Annotated in this window: 22 protein-coding genes; 13 read left to right on the top strand and 9 right to left on the bottom strand. The window is 67.5% G+C overall.

Going from position 1 to position 23,621, the window contains the following annotated elements; translation table 11 throughout:
- Nucleotides 1-20 precede the first annotated feature (20 nt).
- From ABYF38_RS07920 to ABYF38_RS07900, 5 genes are all read left to right on the top strand, one after another.
- Entirely contained in the window at nt 21-380 is a 360-nt protein-coding gene (locus ABYF38_RS07920; protein ID WP_371151843.1) for a hypothetical protein, read from the top strand.
- Nucleotides 381-505: 125 nt separating this feature from the next.
- Nucleotides 506-2,047 (top strand): glycohydrolase toxin TNT-related protein, encoded by a 1,542-nt coding sequence (locus ABYF38_RS07915; RefSeq protein ID WP_371151842.1) that lies wholly within the window; start codon nt 506-508, stop codon nt 2,045-2,047.
- Nucleotides 2,032-2,562 (top strand): Imm61 family immunity protein, encoded by a 531-nt coding sequence (locus ABYF38_RS07910; protein WP_371151841.1) that lies wholly within the window; start codon nt 2,032-2,034, stop codon nt 2,560-2,562. The genes ABYF38_RS07915 and ABYF38_RS07910 overlap by 16 nt, the downstream gene beginning before the upstream one ends.
- A 656-nt stretch (nt 2,563-3,218) precedes the next feature.
- Nucleotides 3,219-3,710: an NTP pyrophosphohydrolase gene (locus ABYF38_RS07905; RefSeq protein WP_371151840.1), complete on the top strand. Its 492-nt coding sequence runs from the start codon at nt 3,219-3,221 to the stop codon at nt 3,708-3,710.
- A gap of 285 nt (nt 3,711-3,995) precedes the next feature.
- Nucleotides 3,996-4,532: an Imm61 family immunity protein gene (locus ABYF38_RS07900; protein WP_371151839.1), complete on the top strand. Its 537-nt coding sequence runs from the start codon at nt 3,996-3,998 to the stop codon at nt 4,530-4,532.
- 148 nt (nt 4,533-4,680) lie between these two features.
- Here ABYF38_RS07900 and ABYF38_RS07895 read toward each other — a convergent pair whose 3' ends face one another.
- From ABYF38_RS07895 to hrcA, 3 genes are read right to left on the bottom strand one after another with little or no spacing between them, the layout of a single operon-like run.
- Entirely contained in the window at nt 4,681-5,454 is a 774-nt protein-coding gene (locus ABYF38_RS07895) for a 16S rRNA (uracil(1498)-N(3))-methyltransferase (RefSeq protein WP_371151838.1), read from the bottom strand.
- 9 nt (nt 5,455-5,463) lie between these two features.
- On the bottom strand, nt 5,464-6,552 hold the full coding sequence (dnaJ, locus tag ABYF38_RS07890) for a molecular chaperone DnaJ (RefSeq protein ID WP_371151837.1): 1,089 nt from the start codon (nt 6,550-6,552) through the stop codon (nt 5,464-5,466).
- Between the two features lie 18 nt (nt 6,553-6,570).
- Nucleotides 6,571-7,626 carry a heat-inducible transcriptional repressor HrcA gene (hrcA, locus tag ABYF38_RS07885; protein ID WP_371151836.1) on the bottom strand — a complete coding sequence of 352 codons (1,056 nt, stop codon included), beginning with the start codon at nt 7,624-7,626 and terminating at the stop codon, nt 6,571-6,573.
- Nucleotides 7,627-7,995: 369 nt separating this feature from the next.
- Between hrcA and ABYF38_RS07880 the strand changes: the two genes are divergently transcribed.
- From ABYF38_RS07880 to ABYF38_RS07860, 5 genes are all read left to right on the top strand, one after another.
- Nucleotides 7,996-9,465, top strand: a complete 1,470-nt coding sequence (locus tag ABYF38_RS07880; protein WP_371151835.1) for an SPFH domain-containing protein — start codon at nt 7,996-7,998, stop codon at nt 9,463-9,465.
- A gap of 10 nt (nt 9,466-9,475) precedes the next feature.
- On the top strand, nt 9,476-10,879 hold the full coding sequence (locus ABYF38_RS07875) for a hypothetical protein (RefSeq protein WP_371151834.1): 1,404 nt from the start codon (nt 9,476-9,478) through the stop codon (nt 10,877-10,879).
- 2 nt (nt 10,880-10,881) lie between these two features.
- Nucleotides 10,882-11,208, top strand: coding sequence for a hypothetical protein (locus ABYF38_RS07870; RefSeq protein WP_371151833.1), 327 nt, complete (start codon nt 10,882-10,884; stop codon nt 11,206-11,208).
- Between the two features lie 49 nt (nt 11,209-11,257).
- Nucleotides 11,258-12,139 (top strand): DUF3097 domain-containing protein, encoded by an 882-nt coding sequence (locus tag ABYF38_RS07865; RefSeq protein WP_371151832.1) that lies wholly within the window; start codon nt 11,258-11,260, stop codon nt 12,137-12,139.
- 114 nt (nt 12,140-12,253) lie between these two features.
- On the top strand, nt 12,254-12,889 hold the full coding sequence (locus tag ABYF38_RS07860; RefSeq protein WP_371151831.1) for a hypothetical protein: 636 nt from the start codon (nt 12,254-12,256) through the stop codon (nt 12,887-12,889).
- Nucleotides 12,890-12,957: 68 nt separating this feature from the next.
- Here the strand turns inward: ABYF38_RS07860 and hemW are convergent, their stop codons facing one another.
- From hemW to lepA, 3 genes are read right to left on the bottom strand one after another with little or no spacing between them, the layout of a single operon-like run.
- Nucleotides 12,958-14,202, bottom strand: coding sequence for a radical SAM family heme chaperone HemW (gene hemW / locus ABYF38_RS07855; protein WP_371151830.1), 1,245 nt, complete (start codon nt 14,200-14,202; stop codon nt 12,958-12,960).
- Nucleotides 14,199-15,122, bottom strand: a complete 924-nt coding sequence (trmB, locus tag ABYF38_RS07850) for a tRNA (guanosine(46)-N7)-methyltransferase TrmB (RefSeq protein ID WP_371151829.1) — start codon at nt 15,120-15,122, stop codon at nt 14,199-14,201. The genes hemW and trmB overlap by 4 nt, the downstream gene beginning before the upstream one ends.
- A complete protein-coding gene (gene lepA / locus ABYF38_RS07845) occupies nt 15,123-16,985 on the bottom strand; it encodes a translation elongation factor 4 (RefSeq protein WP_371151828.1) in 1,863 nt (620 codons plus the stop codon). It abuts the gene before it with no gap.
- A 279-nt stretch (nt 16,986-17,264) separates the two neighbouring features.
- Here lepA and ABYF38_RS07840 point away from each other — a divergent pair, with 279 nt between their 5' ends.
- The 3 genes from ABYF38_RS07840 (at nt 17,265) to rpsT (ending at nt 19,342) form a co-directional block, all read left to right on the top strand.
- On the top strand, nt 17,265-17,780 hold the full coding sequence (locus ABYF38_RS07840) for a hypothetical protein (RefSeq protein ID WP_371151827.1): 516 nt from the start codon (nt 17,265-17,267) through the stop codon (nt 17,778-17,780).
- Between the two features lie 244 nt (nt 17,781-18,024).
- The gene (locus tag ABYF38_RS07835; RefSeq protein ID WP_371151826.1) at nt 18,025-18,675 is read left to right on the top strand and encodes a type II toxin-antitoxin system PemK/MazF family toxin; all 651 of its coding nucleotides are present in this window, start codon (nt 18,025-18,027) and stop codon (nt 18,673-18,675) included.
- A 406-nt stretch (nt 18,676-19,081) separates the two neighbouring features.
- Entirely contained in the window at nt 19,082-19,342 is a 261-nt protein-coding gene (rpsT, locus tag ABYF38_RS07830) for a 30S ribosomal protein S20 (protein ID WP_371151825.1), read from the top strand.
- Nucleotides 19,343-19,504: 162 nt separating this feature from the next.
- On the opposite strand, the gene ABYF38_RS07825 is transcribed toward rpsT, so the two are convergent.
- The 3 genes from ABYF38_RS07825 to holA form a co-directional block, all read right to left on the bottom strand.
- Nucleotides 19,505-20,137 (bottom strand): PepSY domain-containing protein, encoded by a 633-nt coding sequence (locus ABYF38_RS07825; protein ID WP_371151824.1) that lies wholly within the window; start codon nt 20,135-20,137, stop codon nt 19,505-19,507.
- Nucleotides 20,138-20,991: 854 nt separating this feature from the next.
- Nucleotides 20,992-22,317: an MFS transporter gene (locus ABYF38_RS07820; RefSeq protein WP_371151823.1), complete on the bottom strand. Its 1,326-nt coding sequence runs from the start codon at nt 22,315-22,317 to the stop codon at nt 20,992-20,994.
- 89 nt (nt 22,318-22,406) lie between these two features.
- Nucleotides 22,407-23,429 (bottom strand): DNA polymerase III subunit delta, encoded by a 1,023-nt coding sequence (gene holA / locus ABYF38_RS07815; RefSeq protein ID WP_371151822.1) that lies wholly within the window; start codon nt 23,427-23,429, stop codon nt 22,407-22,409.
- Between the last annotated feature and the right edge of the window lie 192 nt (nt 23,430-23,621).

The following is a 23,621-nucleotide window of genomic DNA, read 5'->3' as shown; positions in this document are numbered from 1 at the left end:
AGGCAACAAGAACAGGGGGGATGGTTTTGCAGTCCATCAGGGTTGATGTTGGCGCACTAGGCACAATCGGGGCCTCGGCCAAGACGATCGCTTCGGAGTTTGAAAGCGCCAACACGAACTCCAACACCATTGCCGCCGCAGTGGGGCACGGGGCTTTGAGTGAGACCGTGCGGGGTTTTGCCCATGACTGGGACGACAAGCGCCAAAAGTTCATCGACGCCCTCAAAGCCTTCTCCGACGCCTCCCTGGCCGTGGCAGATGCGTGGATCAAGCTCGACCAAGACGGCGCCAACACCCTAAACGGCCAAACCCCCACCGGGACCGGTGGTGGCGCCACTGGTGGCGGGGCCAGCACCCACCCAACAGCCACAATCGCCTAAAGCGATGAGGGGATTAGTTGTCTATGAGTGCGCGTCCCTCTGATTGGAGTGCTCTGGGGTTGGGTGGTGATCCGACTCCGGGGGATCCGGTGGTGGTGCGTGATGGCGCAACCCGGTATCGGGGTGTGGCTGATGCGATCAAGCGTTGCGCCGACAACCTGCGGGCGCTAGAGGCTGGGGCAAGCTCGCGGGCCGAGAGTGTCACGGCGCTGCTGGAGCAGCGTGACACCCTGCTCGATGGGATCGGCAAGGCCGAGGGGCGTTATCGCGCGGCCGGGGAGGCATTGGAGACGTATTCGGCGGCGTTGGACCGGGTGCAGACCGACACATTGAATGCTTTGTATGCGGCCAGGCAGGCCAGGTGGGAACGCGATGAGGCCCGTGACAACCAGCGCTACTACCAGGACCTGGCCGACGACTACGCGAATAGCGACGATGAGGGCGGCTTTGGGCATGACCAGCAGGTGCGTTACACGCGGCTAGCCCGGTCTGCCAGGCAGGACGCAGATGCCGCGCAAGACCGGATCGATAACCAAGTTCGGGTGGTTGAAAACGCCGTCCGGGAGCGTGACCTAGCCGCGCAGACCGCTATTGATGCGATCCAGGGTGTTACCGCCACCGATGGGCTCAATGACGGCTGGTGGGAGAACTGGGGAGCCAAGATCCTGGGCTGGATCGCCGCCATCGCTGAATGGGTGGCCAATATCGCGGGCATCTTGGCCCTGGTCTTGTGCTGGGTGCCCGTGCTGGGGCAGGCACTAGCGGTTATCGCCGGCATCGCTGGGATCGTTGCTGCACTAGCCAACATCGGCCTGGCCTTGGGTGGGGAGAAGACTTGGGGCGAAGCCCTCCTCTCCGTGGTCTTTGCCGGCCTGGGCTGCATCGGCCTGGGCGGCCTGCGCGGTGCTGTCTCGTCCCTGAAGGCCCTGGGCGGGCTGGGTAAGGCAATAAAAGCAGCCGGCGGCCTGAAAGGAGCATTCCTCACTTTCGCCCGCGGGAGCTTGCGCACTATTGCGCGTGGGCTGAGAGGCATGTGCAAGACCGCGCACACCATGGTCTTCCATCCGATCACCGCGTTCCGCCGTATGGTGGCAGGGTTGAGAGGTGCCGCCCAGCGCTTGCGCATTGCCGCCAACAGGAAGTATCGCTATGTCACCGGCAAGAATCTCGGCCCCGGAGCTAAGGGAAGCGACCTACTGGCCTCAAACGCCCCTTATGGCAGCCGATTTGGCCGGAAGATCGCTGACGCCCAACAGTGGGACGACCTATTCCGCACAGGCCCAGGCCCCTATGACTTCAAGTGGACCAACCCAGCAGAGGTACTCGGCAGTGAGCAAGTGCTGAGGGTGGACCAATACATCGACAGGTATGGAGACGTCATCGACCGAGTTGGCAACTTCGATGGCACTTGGTTCGGCGCCCTCGATGACGGGAAGGTGTTCAGCTTCGAGGCTAGAGCAATATCTACCACCTCTCTGGATCTGGACTACCACCAGCTACGCCTAGTAGACATTCCGCTGGATTGGACGATCGAGGTGTCCTCGGTAGCGCCTAGCCTTGGCTATCCGGGTGGAGCAACCCAGCTCAGAATAATGGACGGCGATGTCCCGATTAGGATGAAGGACTTAATTGAGGAAGGTTACGTAGAACTTTGGCCTTTCAACTGAGTGAGCAGCTTCGCGATTTCATCTCCAAGCTTGGCCAGCACGCCGGATACACATCCGTGCCCGAGGGATACGATGTTTGGCACAAACATTCAACATGTATGCGCATTGTTCACCAAAACGGGGAGTACCTACTAGGCTCCTACGAACGCAACGACCCCCCTCGATTTGATTTCTCCAGCACAGAACTACACCTTCTGGAAAAACAAATAGCTGCGAATCTTGGTGCAGGATACAGGGCAGAGAAAAATCTGCCAGAGTTAGACTGGATGAAGTGGGCAAGAAACGTCAAAGAGGGCTACACCATCGAGCAACGTGACGCTAAACATTGCACCCTTAGCCACGAATCCACGGGGATCATTCCTGTTATAATTCGCACAATTGGGCGCTACAACAGTATTGCTAGCAGATTCTCCTATCTGGCCGGGGAGTCTTTGGACGATATAATCCGCTCTTTCCTTTCCCCCTCTGGGGGGCCTTTGTTTGAAGGAGAGTTCTTAGATCTGAGCGGCCGCTGACCCGTTCCTCTTAGCCCGCGTCAGACTCACTATCCGCTATTTTCGATCTATACTTCACTGATCGCGTCCTTCCGTAGCGGACTGCGCGGAGCTCAGCGCCAACGCTCGCACACTTCCAGAATCGAGTAAAACTATCCCCACCAACATTTCACTCGACTTGCACAAGTGGTGGCGGGCCCTGGGGTTTGGGAACTGGTTTTCGACGCAATGGCAGCGTTAATTGGGGGTGTTTCGAGGCGCTACGGCTGGGGTAGGGCGGTGGGCGTGAACCCCGTATTCACGCAAGGTTAAGACCGCCTCTGTGCTGTGGCGCCGCAGATTGCAGCTAAGGAATACGGGGGCGTTGGATCGTGGAGCGCCTGGGCAGCACACATAACGAAGGCGAGTTCACGGACCGAGAGCGTCACCGCACTAGTCGAGCAGCACCTCCCCTACTCGACAGGAACAGCAGGACCAATGGGCGTTTCTACAACCGGATTATGCAGCTTTAAGGCGAGAGATGGATCGGGCTAGAGGAAAGAGCGGGAATGCCCAAAAAGGCCGGAATAGAAACTATTCGACAGCCTGGGCACACCAGACAATCCAGCCCGCGTAACACTAAAAGACGGGCGCCAGATAGATATCATCGGCGTATTCCTTGAACAGGTGAAGGGATTATGAAACATTTTGAAGCAGTTTACACCGGCGAGGAGGGCACCATTGGCTCATACAGCCTCCAATACACGCCAAAGTCATTTGCTGACGATTTCGAGCTAGACCTTAAGTCGCGACACTTTAACGGCAAACGAATCTTCGCAATGCTTGTCTGGGCTGGGCCTGATGACATGGAACCGGATGAGGTACGTAAGAATTCATATCATCGCGATAACTACATGCAGTGCGCAGGCTCCAATGCCGCGATGACTGTTGAGGTGCGCGTGACGCATCCGGATAGATCGTTCGAGCACTACGTGGTGGCGCGCGAACCCGTACGCGACCCGAATGCGTGGACCACAATCACCTGGGACAACGGCAGCCCAGAGCTTTGCATCTGGCGACTGCACCCGGAGGAGGTCTTCACTGGCGAGCAGGCCGCCAAGGTATTCCGCGACTACATAGAACACGACCAACTCCCACCCAAAGAGTTACTACGCCGAACCGAGAACTAATGATCGCAGACAAACGACCGGGGTGTTGGGATTTGACGGACGATGCGCACGGACGGGCCAAACCAAGCAGACAGGAAAGCAATCCACTACCCCGGGTCGGCGCCTTGCGGAGCCGGGAGCGGGAGCTACCCTCGCCGGTCGCGGCCCGTCGGACCGCCTGACGCCCCACGAAGCCTGGGGCGGAAACTTAAACTGGCCCGTACGCAGCAGGCGGCACGGGATCGAGATGAGGCCCGACACGAAGCACTGCAACACGGCGCGACTCCAACAACCAAGGCCCTTACAATGAAGGATTTCGAATTCTCGCCCCAATTCACAGACCTGGTAAGGTGTGCAGCACTTCAGGGGACCGTCGAAGAATGCGACGATCGCTACGAGATTTGGCGACCGACCAGCGTAGTTTACGTAGTCAAGCGAGTACGCGGGGAGTATTGCTTAGGAAGCTACGAGCGCGCAGATCCTCCATCATTCGATTTTTTCACCACTGACTTGGCACTCATCGAAAGGTGCCTGATCGCCAACTTCTGTAGCGACTGCAGGGAAGATATTGGCTTCCCACGGCTTGACATATACCGAATGGCTCACAGCCTCAAAGACGGGGTCGAGGCATACATGCTCGATGACCGCTACTCCACGCTGCGCGATACCCACACCGGCAACTCGTACCCAATGCGCATACGCGAGCTTTCGGGAATCCCATTGGCGGCGACTCACCTATCGCATATCGTCACGGTCCCCATCGAGGAGCTCTTCGCCGCTTACTTGACGCCAAATGGCGCACCGCTGTTCGCGGAGTTCATCTATGAGCGCGGCCTCAGGTAAGCGGGCACGGCAGAGCCACCAGGCTCTTCGCGTCTAGGACGGATACAAGAGGTGAATCGACCCCGCCCGGGTCCGCCCGGCGGAGCGGCAAGTGCGACTGCCCAGTCCAGCTGGGGACCCGCTTACGTCATCGGCTAGGGGGTCCGGACTACTGCGCTCGCGCGCCCCACAGGTTGAGCCTGGTGGCCAACACGGCCAGGCCGGCCGGGCCTGCGGAGGACGTGCGCAGCACGTGGGGGCCCAGGCGCACCAGCTTCGCGCCGGCGTCCACCAGCGCGGCCGTTTCCTTCTCCCCGATTCCGCCCTCGGGCCCCACCACCAGTGCCACGGCCGGGCAGTCGGCGGGTACGGGCAGCTCGGTCAGGGCGGCGCTTGCCTCCTCGTGTAGCAGCGCCACCAGGGCGCCGCCTTCCGCCTGCTCCCTGATCCAGGCGCACAGCTCCTTCGTGGAGCGCGGCTGCTCCACCGTGGGCACCCAGGAGCGGCGCGCCTGCTTGGCCGCCGCGAGCGCGATCGCCTGCCAGCGGGCCACGGCCTTGGGGATCTTGGGGCCGCTCCACACGGAAACCGACCGCTCGGCCTGCCAGGGCAGGGCTCGCTCGATGCCCAGCTCGGTGGCGGTCTCTAGGGCCTGCTCGTCGCGTCCGCCCTTGGCCAGGGCCTGCACCAGGATCAGCGCGGGCTGCGCGGGGGCCTCCCTGCTCCAGGTGGTCACATCCACCGTCACCCGGTCCCGGGCGGCCGAGCGGACGGTGCCGCGCGCCCGCCCGCCGCGCCCGTCCACCACGTCCACGGCCTCGCCGGCGCGGATGCGGCGCACGCTGGCGGCGTGCTGGGCCTCGGTCCCCAGCACGTCCAGGCTCGCCCCGCCCTCGGCGGCAGAGAACTCGGCCTCGCCGACCACAAACACCGGCAGGGACATGGCTACTCCTTAGCTGAAGGCCTCGCGCAGGCGGCTGAAGAAGCTCTCCTTGCCGCGCGGGGTGGGGCGTACGCTCTCCTCGCCACGCAGGGCGGCCAGTTGCTCCAGCAGGCTGCGCTGGGCGTCGTCCAGATCCGTGGGCGTCTCTACCGCCACGTGCACGTACAGATCTCCACGCGTCTGGCGGTGCAGGCGGGTCATTCCCATGCCACGCAGGCGGATCTCGGCCCCGCTCTGGGTGCCGGCGGGGATCTCCACGTCCTCCTCGCCATCCAGCGTCTCCAGCGGGAACACCGTACCAAGCGCGGCAGCGGTGAGCGGGATGGAGACGAATGCGTGCAGGTGGTCGCCGTTTCGTTCCAACGTCGGGTGGGCAATCTCCACGATCTCCACATACAGGTCCCCGTTGGGGCCGCCACCGGGGCCGGCCTCGCCGCGCCCGGACAGGCGGATGCGGGTGCCGTCTCCCACACCGGCGGGGATACCCACCTTCACCTTGGAGTGGGAGGGCACGCGCCCCTGGCCTGCACACTCGGTGCAAGGCGAAGCGATTACCGTGCCGTATCCCTGGCACTCTCCACACGGTGAGGTGGTAACCACCTGGCCCATAAAGGAGCGCGTCAGGCGCTGCACGGTGCCGGAGCCCCCGCAACCGGAGCAGGTCACCGGCTGGGTGCCCGCCGCGCAGCAGGAGCCCTCGCAGGCGCCGCAGCGCACGTAGGTGTTGAAGCTGATCTCCTTCTCCACCCCGAACGCGGCCTCCGCCAGGGTCACCTCCACCTGGGCCAGGGCGTCGCGGCCGCGTTGGCTGCGGGACATCGGCCCGCGCATCCCGCCACCGGCTGCCTGGAAGAAGGACTCGAAGAAGTCACCGAAACCACCAAAGCCCTGCGGGCTGGGGTTGTCGTATTCGCGGCGCTTTTCCGGGTTGGACAGGGTCTCGTAGGCGACGTTGATCTCCTTGATCTTCGCCTCGTTTTCCTCGGAGCGGCCGGCCAGGTCGGGATGGTACTTGCGCGCCAGCTTCTGGTAGGCCTTCTTGATCTCCGCCTGGGTGGCGTCGCGCGCCACCCCTAGCACCTCATAAAAGTCGCTCATTGTTCCTCTACGTTTGCCTCACAGGTCGTGAGCACCCAAAAACCTCGACAGGTAGCTGGCCACGGCGCGTACGGCTGCCATGGCGGCCGGGTAGTCCATTCGCGTCGGCCCCACCACTCCCAGGTGCGCCATCGAGTTCGCGCCCCCGTAGGCGGCAGTGACCAGGGAGGTCTCCGCCAGTTCCTCGTGACCGGTCTCCGCGCCGATTCGCACCTCGATGTCGCTGCGGTCCATCTCCGTGAACAAACGCAGCAGGACGACGTTCTCTTCCAGCGCCTCCAGCACCGGCGTGATGGAGCGGCGAAAGTCCGTGTTGCAGCGCGCCAGGTTGGCAGTGCCGCCCACCACGACGCGTTCCTCGGCCTCGCACTCCGTCACCGAGGCGACCTCCCGCAGGAGCGCGGAAACGAGGTCGCGGTCGGCAGGGGCCACGGTGTGCTCCACCTCGGTCAGGGCGGCGCGCACCTGCGCCGAGGTCCGCCCGGCGCACAGCACGTTGACCTGCACTCGCAGGGAGGCCAGGTCCGCCCCGGCCAGGTCGGCTTCCACGATGCGCTGCTCCACGCGCCCGGAGTCGGTGATGACCACCATCAGCAGGCGCCGCTCGGCCAGCTCCACCAGTTCCACGTGGCGTACGCCGGCGTGGCAGAGCGTCGGGTATTGCACCACGGCCACCTGCTGGGTGAGTTGGGCAAGTAGCCGGGCGGTGCGGTGGACGACGTCGTCCAAATCCACCGCCTGGGAGAACAGGGCGTCCACGGCGCGGCGTTCGGCGGCCGAGAGGGGCTTGATCGCGGCGATGCGGTCCACGAACAGGCGGTATCCCTTGTCGGTGGGCACGCGACCGGCACTGGTGTAGGGCTGGTGGATGTAGCCGGCCTCCTCCAGCGCGGCCATGTCGTTGCGGATCGTGGCGGGGGAAACGTCCAGCGAGTGGCGCTCGACGATGGAGCGGGAGGCCACCGGCACACGGGTGTGCACGTAGTCGCTCACGATCGCCTTGAGCACCTCCAGGCGACGGCCCGAAACCGGCTCCGTGTTCTCCAGCGCACCGCGCTCCTTGGGCTCCGCCACTCCCCCTCCTTTCAGCACTCGCCACCCTAGAGTGCTAACTCTAGCGCGGCGGCGGCCGGGCATGCCTGCGGCGGTGCGGCCTGGCGACTGTGGCACCGCCCGCACTGCGGCGTTTTCGCTTCGGATGCACGACGTCCCGCCGGCGCCCCGCTACAAGCGCCGGAGCGCGGGGCGGCCCGTTTGCTCCGGCGGGGCGGGGCGGCAGCGTCGTCCATCCCGACCGCACACCAAGCGCTCCGCCCGGCTTAAAAGCAAGCCAACCCGGAATAAAGGCCACCAAAAGGTGGGGGTCGCCACTGCGTTGCAGTACCCTCATGGTGTGCTGCGACACAGCAGCGCCGTTTTGACCAGTCTCGGAAGGGCTCAGACATGGGTTTGATTCAGGCTTTTGTTGGGGCCGTTGGCGGCACCTTTGCTGACCAGTGGCTCGACTTCGTAACGGTGCCGGAGGGCATCTCCCCCACTGCGGCCGTGTTCCCCGGCGTGCTCAAGGGGCAGAACGCTGGTCGTGGCTCCAACACGCGAGGCTCCGAGAACATCATCTCTAACGGCTCCAGGATCGTGGTGCCTGAGGGCTACGGCGTCCTCCTGTTCCAGGAGGGTGGCCTGACCGGCTTCGTCGCCCAGCCCGGTGGCTACATCTACTCCTCCACCGACCCGCAGTCCCAGTCAATCTTCGCTGGCGACGGCATCGTCTCCTCCTTCATCAAGCAGTCCTGGGAGCGCTTCAAGTTCGGTGGCCAGCCGGCCGCGCAACAGGCTGTCTACTACGTCAACCTGAAGGAGATCCCGAACAACCGCTTCGGCACCCAGTCTGAGATCTACTGGGACGACGCCTACCTGGGTGCCCAGGTGGGTGCGCTCACCCGGGGCACCTACACCCTGCGGATCATCGACCCGATCCTGTTCGTCAAGCAGTTCGTGCCGGTCAACTACCTGATGCCCGGCGGCCCGGTGTTCGACTTCCAGGACATGGACAACCCGGCCGCGAACCAGCTGTTCACCGAGGTCGTCTCTTCCCTGGCGCCGGCGTTCTCCAAGTACACGAACGACCCGTCCAAGGGCAACCGCATCACCCGCATCCAGTCGGACTCCCTGGGCTTTGCGCAGTCCCTGTCCGCTGCGGTGGAGGAGGGCTACCAGTGGACCTCCACCCGTGGCCTGGTGATCCCCACGGTGACGATCACCGCCATCGAGTACGACGAGGACACCCGCGCCCTGCTCAGCGACGTCAAGAAGGCCGACGCCCTCTCCGGTGCGCGCGGCGGTTCCTTCCTGCAGCAGTCCGTGGCACGCGGCTTTGAGGCGGCCGGCCAGAACGGCGGCGGCGGCATGGCCATGATGGGTATGGGCCTGGGCATGACCGGGCAGGCGCTGAACTTCCAGCAGCAGCAGGGTGCTCCGGCGCCCTACCAGAACCCGTTCCAGCAGGGCTACCCGCAGGGTGCCCCGGCCGGCTACCCCCAGCCCGGCTACCCGCCGCAGGGCGCTCCGGCCGGCTACCCTCAGCCCGGCTACCCGCCGCAGGGCGCTCCGGTCGGCTACCCCCAGCCCGGCTACCCGCCGCAGGGCGCCCCGGCCGGCTACCCGCCGCAGGGCGCCCCGGCCGGCTACCCCCAGCCCGGCCCCGGCATGCCCGCCCCTGAGGCTGCCCCCGTCGCCCCGGACGCGCCTGCCGCGCCCGCTCCCGCCGGCGAGGCCCCGGCACCCGAGGCTCCCGCCGCCCCCGGTGGCGAGGACCCGGTGGCCAAGCTCGCCCAGTTCAAGGCGATGCTGGACCAGGGCCTGATCTCCCAGGCCGAGTTCGACGCCGCCAAGGCCAAGGCTCTGGGCCTCTAATCGATTCGCGATGAGTAATCCGAACGCACACGGTGCCGGGGAACCCAATTCCGGTTCCCCGGCACCCGAATCGACTGCGGCCAGCAGGGCCGACTACGCGAGCCGGGTGACCTCCCAGGGGCTTCCCCCGGACTATCAGCCTCCTGGCGGTGTGCCGCAGGAGGTGCTGGACGCACACGCCGCCTCCGGCCCGGCCGGCATGGGGAATCAGCCGCCGGCGGCCACTGTGCCGGCGCGTCCGCGCGAGCAGTACATCGACACCTCCACCGCCAAGAAGCACGGTCAGGACAAGTGCCCGCGCTGTGGCGCCACGGAGATCCTGCTGCGGCCCACCACGGGCATGCTGATGTGTCAGTTCTGTCGGCACGAGTGGGCCGAGGCCACCATCGAGGAGAAGTTCGGCCTGAACGCCCCGATCGGTGACCTGCACGGCCGCGTGCTGGGCACCGGCGTGAAGGACATCCCGGAGTCCGTCTCTGACGTGATCACGCTCAAGTGTCAGTCGTGCGGCGCCGAGGTGGTCATCAACACGGCGCAGAACGTCGCCTCGCGCTGCCACTGGTGCCGCAACACGCTCTCGCTCAACACCCAGGTGCCCAACGGCGCGGTGCCGGACGGTCTGCTGCCGTTCAGCCTGCCGCGGGAGGAGGCGATCAAGCGGATCAAGGAGTTCGTGCGCAAGCGCCGCTTCTTTGCCCACCCCGGGTTCGTGCGGTCGTTCGCCCCCACCGAGGTGGTGGGCGTCTACCTGCCCTACCTGGTGATCGACGCTAACGCCCGCGTGGAGTTGCACGGCACCGCCGAGATCGAGACGCGCCGCTACACGCGCCAGGTGAGCAAGGACCGCTCGGAGACCTACTACGACGCGGACGTTTACCAGGTTTCGCGTTCCTTCAGGTTGCTGGCCGACGACATCGTGCTGGAGTCCTCCGCTGAGCGCGCCAACATGGACACGTCGCTGAACACGAACAACGTGATCAACTCGATCCAGCCGTTCGACCTGAAGAACGCGGTGGCGTACAACGCCCACTACCTGCAGGGGTTCACCTCCGAGCGGCGTAACGTGCAGGTGGAGCAGCTGGTTCCCTTCGCGTGGTCCAACGTGCTCTCGGTGGGCCGGGCGCGCGTGAACGAGACCCTGAAGGCCTACGACCGGGGTGTGCGGTGGGAGCACGAGCGCATCGAGGTGGAGGGCTCCCGCTGGGTGTCCGTCTACCTGCCGGTGTGGCTCTACAGCTACTACCAGGACTTCGGTAACGGGCGCGGCCTGAAGCACTACGTGGCGGTCAACGGCCGCACCGGCGAGACCATGGGTTCCATCCCGGTTCGGCAGGGCCGCCTGGTTGCGGTCTCGTCCGTTATCGGTGTGATTGGCACGATTCTGGGCGGCATCGTCGCCTTCTTTGGAGGGTAGTCATGAGTCTGATTGTGCAGTTGCTGGAGCCGGTGCAGGCCGTTGCCTCGATGGCGATGGAGAGCGATGGCGATAACCGTTGGGCGCTGCTGCTGGCGGGCCCGATCGCCGGTTTCGCGTTCTACTCCATTACCTTCATGCGCTACCGCAACACTGACAAGCGCCACGCGTTCGAACACGAGACGAGCGCGCAGATGCTTGACGTGGACGGCAGCGACCGCAAGGTTGGCGAGGTGAAGGGCACCCGGGATCGCTTCATCGAGGGAGACATGAAGCACCAGCCGTTGAGGCGGCTCGGTGAGAACTCGGTGATCCTAGAAAAGCGGTAGGCGGCAGGCCTTCGACAGCAAACACGCGGGGTGGCTTAAGCTGCCCCGCGTGTTTGATCGTTATGGACCCGATGCGGTTGCCGCCGCGCGCCAGCGCGCCAACGCCCCCACGCCCACCGTGCCCGCGCAGCCGGGCCTAGTGGTGGAGGACGTGGCCACGGGCTACGTGGGCGCCGTGGTGCGCACCGAGAAGATCGGGGGCCGGCACGTCGTGGTGCTGGAGAACCGCTTTGGCCGCACCCGGTCCTTCACGTTGGGCCCGGGCTTCTGGGTGGATGGTAAGCCGGTCATCCTGGCCCCGGCCGTGCGCGCCCCACGTCCGCCGGCCGCCCCGCAGGGCGTGTCTCACTCCGGGCGGGCGTTGACGGCGTCGGGCAGCTACAAGGTGGAACTGGGCCGCGCCAAGGTAGCGCGCGCCTCGCGACTGTGGGTGGAGGGCAAGCACGACGCGGAGCTGATCGAGCGCGTGTGGGGCGATGACCTGCGCGTGGAGGCCGTGGTGGTGGAGCTGCTGGACGGCGTGGGCAATCTGGAGGCGGCGCTGGCTGACTTTCAGCCGGGCGACAACCGCCGTGCCGGCATCTTGCTAGACCACCTGGTGCCGGGCTCCAAGGAGAGCCGGATCGCGCAGGAGGTGGCGCGCCGCTTCCCCACCGGGGTGCTGATTCTGGGCCACCCGTTCGTGGACGTGTGGCAGGCGGTGCGCCCACAGTTGTTCGGCTTGCAGCGCTGGCCCGCTATCCCCAAGCACGTGGACATCAAGGTGGGCACCCTGCAGGCGTTGGGTTGGCCGCACCGCACCAAGGAGGACGTTGCCGACGGTTGGCGCCGCATCCTGGCCAAGGTCAACTCTTACAAGGACCTGGACCCGGCCTTGCTGGGCCGGGTGGAGGAGCTGATCGACTTCGTCACCGCCGGTAGCGACGCCTGAGCGCCCTCCCGTTGCACCCTACCGGTGGGTCCTACCGGCTGCGCCCTCCCGTTGCTCCCTACCGCTGCGCCCCGTTCGCGCGGGCGTCAGCTCGAGGAGCGGTTAGGGTGAAGCATGCGCGTTTTGAAGCCGGCCGCCGTGGCGGTCACCCTGTTAGTCAGCCTGGCCGCCTGCTCTAGCCCGGGCGCGGCCCCTGATCGCGCGCCGGCCCCGGAGGCCGGGAAGGTGGCCTCCGAGCAGGCGGGGGTGCCTGCCTCGCCCGCTCCCGGGCAGGGTGGCGATTCCGGCGCGGCCGGTGATGCCGGTGCGGGGCCCGGTCCGGCGACGGCGCAGGAGAAGCCCTTGCCGCCCCCGCAGGAGGTGCTGGCGGATTTCGACGCCGCGCTGGTGAAGCTGGGTGGGACCTACGTGGCCGAGGCCCCGGAGGGTTGGTCCGGCCCCACCTACCCGGAGCAGGAGGAGGAGTTCTTCGCGCACCTAGCTCCCCTGGTGGAGCCGGCCGTGAAGGAGGGCTGGCGCGAGGCCCCGAGCGGGGACAAGGTGGCCGCCGTGCGGGCGTGGGTGCGTGAGTACCCGGCCACCACCTACAACCCGGCCCTGATGGCGTACATGTGGGAGATGACCTGCGTGGCGGTGGAGAACGCTAGCGAGGACAGCCCGCTGCCGGCCGCGATCGGTGACGCCGCTGATGACAGCGCGCTCTCCCTGTCCATCGCCTACACCTGCCCCGCCCTGCAGGCCGCCAACTAGGCCGTTTGGCGGGTGGGGTGTGGACGACGTTCCGCCCGCCCCTGCGTGAACGCGGTCGCCCGGCGCAGCTAGTCGGTGAGTGCACCCACCACCGTGTCCGCCAGTAGGCGTCCGCGCAGGGTGAGCACGATCCGTTCGGGGAGTGCGGCCTGCTCGATCAGGCCCTGGGCGGCCAGGCCCGCCACGACGTCGGCGGGGAAGTCTGCGGCGGCTAGGCCGTCGCTGGTGCGGATGCCGAGCAGGACGCGCTCCAGCTCCCGGGTCTGGGCGTCCAGTTGCTCGCCTGCGGCGGCCGGGCTGAGCCCGGCGTTCACCCGGTCGGCGTAGGCGCGCGGGTGTTTGACGTTCCACCAGCGCAGCGCGCCGACGTGCGAGTGCGCCCCCGGCCCCAGGCCCCACCAGTCGTGGTCTCGCCAGTAGGCCAGGTTGTGTTTGGAGGCCGCCGCCAGCCGCGAGGCGGGCAGGTGCTCCTCCCCGGGGGCGGGCTTGGCGAAGTTAGAGATCTCGTACCAGCGGTAGCCGGCGGCGCCGAGCACCGAGTCGGCCAGCTCGTACTTGTCCGCCTCGTCGTCGTCGCTCGGGGTGGGGAGTTGACCGCGCCGCACCTGGGCGGCCATCTTGGTGCCCTCCTCGATCACCAGGGCGTAGGCGGAGATGTGGCTGGGGGCCAGCTCCACCGCCGCCTCCAAGGAGGCGCGCCAGTCGGCCAGGCTCTCCCCCGGCGTGCCGTAGATCAGGTCCACGCTGGTGTGCAGGCCGGCCCCCTTCGCCCAGTCCACCACTAGCGGCATGCGCTCGGGCCGGTGGGTACGCTCCAAGGTGGCCAGCACGCGCGGGACGCTGGACTGCATACCGAAGCTGACGCGCGTGAACCCGGCGCCCGCCAGGGTCTCCAGGTACTGCGGAGTGACCGACTCCGGGTTGGCCTCCGTGGTCACCTCCGCCCCCGGAGCCAGCCCGAACTGCTCGCGCAGCGCCGCCAGGATCGCGGCCAGGTCTGCGGCCGCCAGCAGCGAGGGGGTGCCGCCACCGAAGAACACGCTCGTGGCGGGGCGGGGCGCAAATCCTGCCTCAGCCAGCACGCGCGCACCCAGGCGGGCCTCGGCGAGCACCGAGTCGGCGAAGCTGCCCGGCTCCGCTCCCGGCCCGAATCCCACCGTGTACGTGTTGAAGTCGCAGTAGCCGCAGCGCACCGAGCAGAAGGGAACGTGAACGTACAGCGAAAGCGGGCGCGCGGCCGCCACCTCGGCGGCCGCGCGGTCCAGCCTTCCGGTACTGGGCCATTCGATGCCAGTTGGGAGCGTGGGGCTCATCGCGCCCGGCGCACCGCAGTGAAATCGGCGATCTGCCGCCCGGCGTCGATGCCCTTTTGCTCAAAGCGCGTCAGCACGCGCCCGGCGAACCGCTCCCCCGGAGCGGCAGTGGTCTCAAAGACGTCCCGCGCCCCGGCCAACACCTGCCCCATCTGCTCTGCGTAGCTCTCCCAGTCCGTGGCCAGGCGCCAGACACCGCCGTCTTGCAACAGGCTCGCCACCGTCGCCGCGAAGCCTGCGCTGACCAGGCGACGCTTGTGGTGGCGCGCCTTGCGCCACGGGTCCGGGAAGAAGGTCCACAGCTCGGCCACCGAGGCGGGCTCCAGCAGCACCGGCAGAGCCTGGGCGGCGTCGGCCTCCACCACGCGCACGTTGGAAACCCCGGTCTCCTTGACCCTCCGCAGCAGGCCCACCACGCCCGGGCGCCACACCTCGAACGCCAGGTGGTTAATCTCCGGGTGCGCGGCGGCGTGCGCCACCAGGGCCTCGCCGCCACCGCAGCCCACCTCCACCAGCAGCGGGGCGCCGCGACCAAACACCGCGTCCAGGTCCAGGCGGTAGTCCAGCGCCACCGTGGTCATGCCCGGCCCGCGCCGCACCGGCACCACCACCGCGCCGTGGGCCTCCTCCCACAGGCGCTGGCCGCGCTCGGGCAGGCGCCCCGAGCGACGCGCAAAGGAGGCGACCCGGGAGGGCAGGCGCCCGTCCAGTCCCGGCATGTCGATACCGGCGGCCTGCGGGAAGGCCTCCACGTACTCCGCCGGGGCCAGCTCCGGCCCACCTTCGCGAGCCGAGCCAGCGTCCGAACCTGCCGCGAGGGCCCCGCCCAAACCTGCCGCGCAGGCCTCAGCTTCACCCAAACCGGCCACACCGCTCACGGCGCCGGCCTGTTCAGAGCGGCAGGCGGCAACGTCGGCCACCTACTTGTCCTTCTTGCCGGTAGGCGCATCGGAGGTCAGGGCGGCAATGAAGGCCTCCTGCGGCACGTCCACGCGGCCGATCGCCTTCATGCGCTTCTTACCCTCCTTCTGCTTCTCCAGCAGCTTGCGCTTACGGGTGATGTCACCGCCGTAGCACTTGGCCAGCATGTCCTTGCGCAGCGCGCGGATCGTCTCGCGGGCAATGATGCGCGAACCCACCGCCGCCTGAATCGGCACCTCGAACTGCTGGCGCGGAATCAGGTCCTTCAGCTTGCCCGTCATCATCACGCCATAGGAATAGGCCTTGTCCTTGTGCACGATCGCGCTGAACGCGTCCACCTGCTCGCCGTGCAGCAGGATGTCCACCTTCACCAGGTCCGCGGCCGCGTCGCCCTCAGGCTCGTAGTCCAGGGACGCATAGCCGCGAGTCTTGGACTTGAGCTGGTCAAAGAAGTCGAACACGATCTCAGCCAGCGGCAGCGAATAGTGCATCTCCACTCGGTCAGAGCTCAGGTAGTCCATGCCGTGCATGGTGCCGCGCCGCGACTGGCACAACTCCATGATCGCCCCCACGAACTCGGTCGGCGTCAGGATCGTGGAGCGCACCATCGGCTCGCGCACCTCCTTGACCTTGCCGGCGGGGAACTCGCTCGGATTGGTCACGTCCACCACGGTGCCGTCCTCCATCGTGACCGTGTAAGACACGTTCGGGGCGGTCGAAATCAGGTCCAGGCCGAACTCCCGCTCCAGGCGCTCGCGCACGATCTCCAGGTGCAGCAGGCCCAGGAAGCCCGTGCGGAAACCAAAGCCCAGCGCCGCCGAGCTCTCCGGCTCGTACACCAGCGCGGCATCGTTCAGCTTCAGCTTGTCCAGGGCCTCGCGCAGCGCCGGGAAGTCAGAGCCGTCGATCGGGTACAGACCAGAGAACACCATCGGCTTGGGGTCCTCGTAGCCACCCAGCGGCTCCGAAGCGCCGGCCACCGCCGTGGTGACCGTGTCACCCACGCGGGACTGGCGCACGTCCTTCACGCCCGTGATCAGGTAGCCCACCTCGCCCACACCCAGGCCCTGCGAGGGGCGCGGCTCCGGGGAAATCACGCCGATCTCCAGCAGCTCGTGCACAGCGCCGGTAGACATCATGGACACGCGCTCGCGCGGGCGCAGCTGCCCGTCCACCACGCGCACGTAGGTCACCACGCCACGGTAGGTGTCGTACACCGAGTCAAAAATCATCGCTCGGGCCGGGGCGTCCGCGTCCCCCACCGGGGCCGGGATCGACTGCACGATCCGGTCCAGCAGCTCCGGCACGCCCTGGCCCGTCTTGCCGGACACGCGCAGCACGTCATCCGGCTCCACCCCGATCAAACCCGCCAACTCCTCGGCGTGCTTCTCCGGCAGCGCGGCCGGCAGGTCGATCTTGTTCAACACCGGGATGATCGTCAGATCGTTCTCCAGCGCCATGTACAAGTTGGCCAGCGTCTGCGCCTCGATGCCCTGCGCGGCATCCACCAGCAACAGAGCGCCCTCACAGGCCGCCAGCGAGCGGGAGACCTCGTAAGAGAAATCCACGTGACCGGGGGTGTCGATCATGTTCAGCGCGTACGGCTTACCGTCCACCACCCACGGCATGCGCACCGCCTGCGACTTAATCGTGATGCCTCGCTCACGCTCGATGTCCATGCGGTCCAGGTACTGGGCGCGCATCAGGCGCTCCTCCACCACCCCGGTGGCCTGCAACATCCGGTCGGCCAGCGTCGACTTGCCGTGGTCGATGTGCGCGATGATGCAGAAGTTACGCAACGAGCCCGGCGGCGTGGCAGCGGGCTGGATTGCGGCGGTTTGCGCGGCGGAAGCGATGGGCACGCTAAGGCCTTCCTACAAGTGGACACAGACTGCCTGCAATCTTCCCACGCTTCGCCCCAAACTGCCCCATCGCCGCAGAGGCGGCCTGATCACACGCGAGTCCCCGGCCCGCTCGGCACGCGGGCGGGGGCAGGCTCCCCGGTCACACGCGGGCCGGATGCAGGGGGCACGGGCGGGGGCAGGCTCCCCGGTCACACGCGGGCCGGATGCAGGGGGGCACGGGCGGGACGTCGGCCCTCACCCCAGCAATCGCACAGGAAAGACTGCCAAAATGAGGCCATGTCCTCTACTTACCCCTCCCCCAGCCTGCCCCTCGCGTTGCGTTACACCGGCCGGGCGCTGGCGGGATTCTCCCTCCTGTTCGTGGGCGCCTTCTTCCTGCTGGCGCTGCTCAAGGGCCTGACCGGAGACACGCTGTGGGCGTGGATCCCGCTGGTCTTCGCCGTCGTGCTGGCCATCCCGCCGGTGCGCCTGTGGATCAACACCGGCGCCACCCGCACCGCCAAGCCCACCCAGCCAGACGCCTACGGCCAGGAGAACTACGACCCCGCCGTCTACGACGGCCAAGTGATCGAGGCCGTGCAGATCGACGCCTCCGAGGTCGCCGCGATCAACGCCGCCGCCCAGGAGCGCGCCGAGCAGGCCCGCCGCAGCGCCGAAGAGGCCGCCCGCATGCGCGTCAACGCCGCCCGCGCCCGCGCCTCCAGCTCCGCGCGCGACTCCGTGCTGTCCGTCGTGGCCATCCCGGTCGCCTCGCTGGGCGCGCTCGTCACGCTGATCTCGCTGCTGTTCTAGGCCGCTGGGGTCCTAGGATTCCCGGGCTCCTCTGGTTTCCTGGTTTCCTGGGTTCCTGGGGTCCTGGGTTCCTGGGGTCCTGGGTTCCTGGGGTCCTGGGCTCCCGTCTGCTGGGCGCGCCGCCCTTCCCAGGCTCGCCCCACCCCCACAGTCGCCACGCCACTACTTTCTCGGGCCGCTCCCCACACGCGCGGCCCTCCCTCTTCCCCAGTCACCACTTCCCTCTACTACCCGGCGGATCAAGATGGCTAACTTCCTCTCTCGCGTACTGCGCATATTGGCCGACGCTCTTCTGGACGCGTTTTCTTCTGATTCTGGGCGAGCCTCCGGCCGCAGCAAGACTCACCCTCGCGGTGGCGGCGGGGGTGCGCGCGGTAGCGGCGCCCACAGCGGCGGGGCGCGTAACGGTGAAGCTCGTAGCGGCGGAGCTCGTAGCGGCGACGCACCCAAGCCTGCTCCCGCCCGGGGGCAGGCGCCTGCGGCTACGGGCTCCCCGGGCGGGCAGGTCCGTGAGTTAAGGCAGCTGCCTCGCTTCCAGTACGCGCCCCAGCGCGACGGGGACGCGGACCCAGGCGAGGTGGTGTGGGCGTGGGTGCCCTTCGAGGACGACCCCACCCAGGGCAAGGACCGCCCCGTGCTGGTGCTGGGGCGGGTGGGCTCGCAGCTGGCCGTCGTCACGCTGACCTCCAAGGACCACGGGCGCGGCGGCGGGCAGCGCGGCAACCGGGTGTACGTGGATGTCGGCACCGGCGCGTGGGACCCGCAGGGCCGCCCCTCCGAGGCGCGCGTGGACCGGGTGATCGCGCTCGACCCGCAAGCCGTGCGACGCGAGGGTGCCAGCCTTGACCGCGCCACGTTCGAGCACGTGGCGCACGCCGTGGCGAGCCTGCACTGATCACTTCGGAAGCCGGCGCGGCGGGCCGCTTCGGCGGCGAGGTGCGCGGCGGGGCTAGCGCGGTAGACCACTTGGGCGGCCTGGGTGCGACGGCCGGCTCGGTATGACCGACGGCCCGGGTCGCACGCTGGCCCAGGTTGCACGATGGCAAGCTCGGTATGACCGACGGCCCGGGTCGCACGATGGCCGTCGCGGCGGGCCTGGTGTGGGCAACAGCACCGGTGCCTCCGTACCCACCCCCTCGAACTAGCGGGACATACCTGGTAGAGTCCCTGCCTGGACTTCTAGCCTGGTCGGGCTGGGGTCCGGCCGCATCTGTAAATCCACGGGGCATCCCCACGCCCTCAGTCCGCAGACGGCACTGCCCTCACCGACCGTGACCCATCCAGTAAGAGAGTCAAATCAAGTGGCAAACATTAAGTCCAAGATCAAGCGCATCAAGACCAACGAGAAGTCTCGTCTGCGCAACCAGGCCGTGAAGTCCGAGCTGAAGACCTTCGTTCGCAAGGTCCGCGAGGCCATCGCCGCTGGTGACAAGGAGGCCGCCGAGGCTGCGCTGCGCGTTGCTAGCCGCAAGCTGGACAAGGCCGTCTCCAAGGGCGTTATCCACAAGAACCAGGCCGCCAACCGCAAGTCCAAGCTGGCGACCCAGGTTGCGGGTCTCTGATCCAGACCGCAGGTACGGGGCCGTGGCGCTGAGCGCCACGGCCCCGCCGCTTTTCCAGAAGCCAGCTTCCCGCTCCCGGGACAGCTGCGCGTTCGCAAAGCAACGGCCCGGGCCTCCTCAACGAGGAGGCCCGGGCCTGACTGGGTTTGCAAAACCTCCGGGCTAGTCGTTGATGACCATGGCCTGGCCGGTAGCGGCGTCGACCTGCACCTTCTGGTCGTCATCGCCGGTGGGGCCGTCGATGTCTACGTGCCACACGGGCTTGCCGCCGATCATCTCCAGCTCCGCGGAGTCAAAGCTGCCCTTCAGCAGGGTGAAGGCGGTCTGGATGGCCGCCTCAATCGGGACGGTGGCCCCCTGCAGGGAGAGCGGGCCGTCGTCATCGTTGTCGGGAACATTGCTGATCACCGCGCCGTCACGGACCTTCACGTCCATGGGGGTGGTGGCGCCGTCCGGGAGGATCTCCACGTCCCACTCGTTGGGGTTGCTGGAGTCCACGTCCAGGCCAACAACGGTGCCCGGCTGGGCGGCCAGGGCCGTGGTCATCGCGGCCAGTCCGACCGGGGGAAGCACGTCCAGCGCGACGGACGGGAGCGCACCGGGCGCGGAGGTGGTGGCCGGGGCCGCCTGCGTGGCGGTGCCGGACTGATCGTCTGAGGTGGGGGCCTCAGAGGCGGGGACCGTGACCACCACGGTCTTCTCGGGAGCGGGGGTGGATGAGGGGGAGCTGCAGGCCGCCAGGCCTAGCAGGGTAACGAGTGCCAACGGAACCAGGGGACGAATTGAAGTACTCATGTCCCCAGCATCCCAGCCGCCCGGTGCCTCCGCCCCGCAAACGGCCATTTTACTGGCCTTCCTAAGAGAACTCTAATCAGCGCCTCACGAGCCTGGCGCCAGCGGGTCCAACCTCCTAGTCAGCATCGACCCGCCCCACCCCAACCAACTCACCAGAGGTGGACACGCACCGGAACTAGACGTTTGCCCTCTCAACTCGACGTTCGTCTCCTCAACTCGACGTTCGCCCTCTCAACTCGACGTTCCCACCCCACCTAACGTCTAGATTCACCCCCAAACGTCGAGATTGGGCACCAAACGTCGAGCTTCGCCACCAAGCCCCGCTCCCAATCCCTCCAGTCAACCCAGGTGGGCCCGTCCCGCAACGTCGCTCCCAAGCCCGGCCCCAGCAAGCCCAAACCCCTAGTCAGCATCGACCCGCCCCATCCCAACCAACTCACCAGAGGTGGACACGCACCGGAACTAGACGTTCGCCCTCTCAACTCGACGTTTGCCCTCTCAACTCGACGTTCCCACCCCACCTAACGTCTAGATTCACCCCCAAACGTCGAGATTGGGCACCAAACGTCGAGCTTCGCCACCAAGCCCCGCTCCCCGGCCCCCGAACACCCGGGCTGGGCGTCAGCTGCGTGGCCGGGCGGGCGGCACAACTCCCAGGCGACCCCCACATAAGCCAAGTCCGGCCCAGACACAGGCGGGCGGGCGGCACAACTCCCCGGCGACTCCCCACACAAGCCAAGTGCGGCGCAGACACAGGCGGGCGGGGAGACGCGCCGTGAGGCTCGTCTCCCCGCCCGTCACAGTGGATTCGCGACCGACCCGGCTAGCGGGCCAGCCCGGCGGAGTTGCTTGGGTTAGGCCAGCGCGCGCCCCTTGGTCTCTGGCAGTAGCAGCGCGCTCAGCGTGGCCAGTGCGAAGGCTGCGGCGAATACGCCGAAGACTACGTTGGTGGACACCGAGCGCAGCATCACCGGCACCAGCATGGGCGCGGCGATGGAGGCCAGGCGCCCAAAGCCAGCGGCCCAGCCGGCACCGGTGGCACGGATGGCGGTCGGGTAAACCTCCGGGGTCACCGCGTAGACGGCACCCCACGCACCCAGCGCGAAGAAGGACAGTACGCATCCTGCGGCCACGATCGTCACCGGGCTGCCGGCCTGGGAGAAGAACACGGCGCCTGCACCGGCGCCGGCCAGGAAGGTGGCCAGGGTGGCGCGTCGGCCCCACTTCTCGATCAGCCAGGCGGCCACGGCGTAGCCGGGCAGCTGGGCCAGGGTGATCACCAGGGTGTAGGCGAAGGACTTGGTCAGGCTGGTCCCGCCGGCCACGAGGAGGCTGGGCAGCCAGATGAAGGCGCCGTAGTAGGCGAAGTTCAGGAAGAACCATACGCCCCACAGGCCGACGGTCCGCTTGAGGAACACCGCGCTGAACAGCGCGCGCACGCCGGTGGCCGCACCCACGTGCTCCTGCTCCACCACCGCAGAGGCCGGGGCCGCCAGCACGCCGCGCAGGGGCCGGCCGGCTTCGAACTGGCGCACGGAGGCCTCCGCCTCCTCGTGTCGCCCGGCTTCCTCCAGGAAGCGGACGGATTCTGGGACGCTGCGGCGCACGTAGAGCGCATACAGGGCGGGCACGGCGCCGATGGCCAACGCCCAGCGCCAGCCGTTCTCGCCTGGCACCACGTAGTAGCCGATCAGCGCGGCCAGGATCCAGCCAACCGCCCAGAAGGCCTCCAGCAGCACGATCACGCGGCCACGGATAGAGGCGGGGGCGAACTCGGAGACCAGGGTGGAGGCCACGGGCAGCTCGGCGCCCAAACCCAGTCCGACGATGAAGCGGAACACCAGCAGTAGGCCCAGGGAGGTGGCCAGCGCGGACGCGCCGGTGGCCAGTCCAAAGATCAGCAGGGAGAGCGCGAATACCTGCTTGCGTCCCAGCTTGTCGGCGATCAGGCCACCGAAGGTGGCACCGACGGCCATGCCGGCCATTCCGATCGAGGCGATCAGGCCGGTCTGGTCCTTGGTCAGGCCCCAGTCGGCCGCCAGGGCCGCCATCACGAAGGAGATGAGTCCAACATCCATCGCGTCCAGTGCCCAGCCCAGCCCGGATCCCACCAAGAGGCGGCGGTGCTCCGTGTTGAAGGACAGTTTGTCCAGACGCTCGTTTCTCGAGAGGGAAGTCATTCTTGAATGATAGGTAGCGCGTCCATGGACTGGGTTACCCGCCTCCACATAGTGAAAAGGCTCGGTGCCCTCCGCACCCAGGATTCCGCTCAGTAGTTGAGCTTTAGAGCGGGGTTGGGGCGCCGTCCGTGCGCCTCGCAGATGCGGGTGATGGCGCGTTCGACCGCGTACTCGCCGTCCTTGCCGCCTCCCTTGACCTCCGCGTCGGCGGCCGCCACGGCCCGGATTGCCGCCGCCAGGCCGGGCTCGGACCACTGCGCGGCCTCCCGCTTGGCCCGGTCCACCATCCACGGCTGCATCCCCAGTTCGCGGGCGCTCACGTGCGGCCCCGCGCTCAGCCGGGCCAGCAGGCGCACCTTGGCCGCGAGCGCACCGACGATCATGTTCGGCCGCACCCCGGTGGCCAGGGCGTGCCGCAGCAGTTTGAGCGCGGTGGCGGCGCGGCCTGCCACGGCAGCGTCGGCCACGCTGTATCCGGTGGCCTCGATGCGGCCGGAATAGTAGCGAGACACGTGCGCGGCGGTGACGGTCTGCACGCCCGACGCGCTCACGTCAGACAGCAGCTGCGCCACCGCAGCCGACAGCTCCCGCAGGTCCGATCCGAGCGCGTCCACCAGCGCCTGCACCGCGTCGGGGTCGATGCGGAAGCCGGCCCGCCGCACGTCTGCCTCCACGAAGGCGGCCTTGTCCCGCTGGCTTTTGATCTGCTCTCCCGCCACTACCGGGTAGCTGGCCGCGATCGCATCCAGCAGCTTCTTGCCGCGCTGGCCGCCGTTGTGCCGCGCCACCAGCCACACGTCCGGCTCGGGCGCGGCCACGTAGGCGAGCGCGTCGCCGATCAGCGCGTCGCTGGCCAGTTCGAGGTCCGGGATGAGGATGAGGCGCCGCTCCCCGAAAAGGGAGGGGCTGGTGACCACGGACAGCGTGCCGACCTCGTACGTGGCCGCATCTAGCTGCGTGACCTCAACCTGCGGGTCGGCCTGGCGCGCCTGGCGCAGCAGCGCACTCTGCGCCCGGTCCGCCAGCAGCGGCTCGCCGCAGCGAATCAGCACCACCGGCGCCAAGGTGGCCTGTTCCCACGACACCGAGGCGGTCTTCTTAGCTGCGCACATGCCTATACCTTGCCACGCGCCACCCACATTTGTTGACCCGCCCCTCTGGCTGCCCGTGGACGACGTTGCCGCGCCCACCGCCCGGCGCAGCGGGACGACGTTGCCGCGCCCACCACCCGGCGCAGAGGGACGACGCTGCCGCGCCCACCTGCCCGGCGCAGAGGGACGACGTTGCCGCGCCCCCGCCCGGCG

It is taken from the genome of Buchananella sp. 14KM1171 (assembly GCF_041380365.1).
GTDB classification, from domain to species: domain Bacteria; phylum Actinomycetota; class Actinomycetes; order Actinomycetales; family Actinomycetaceae; genus Buchananella; species Buchananella felis.
This window is presented reverse-complemented; position numbering and strand designations above follow the sequence as displayed.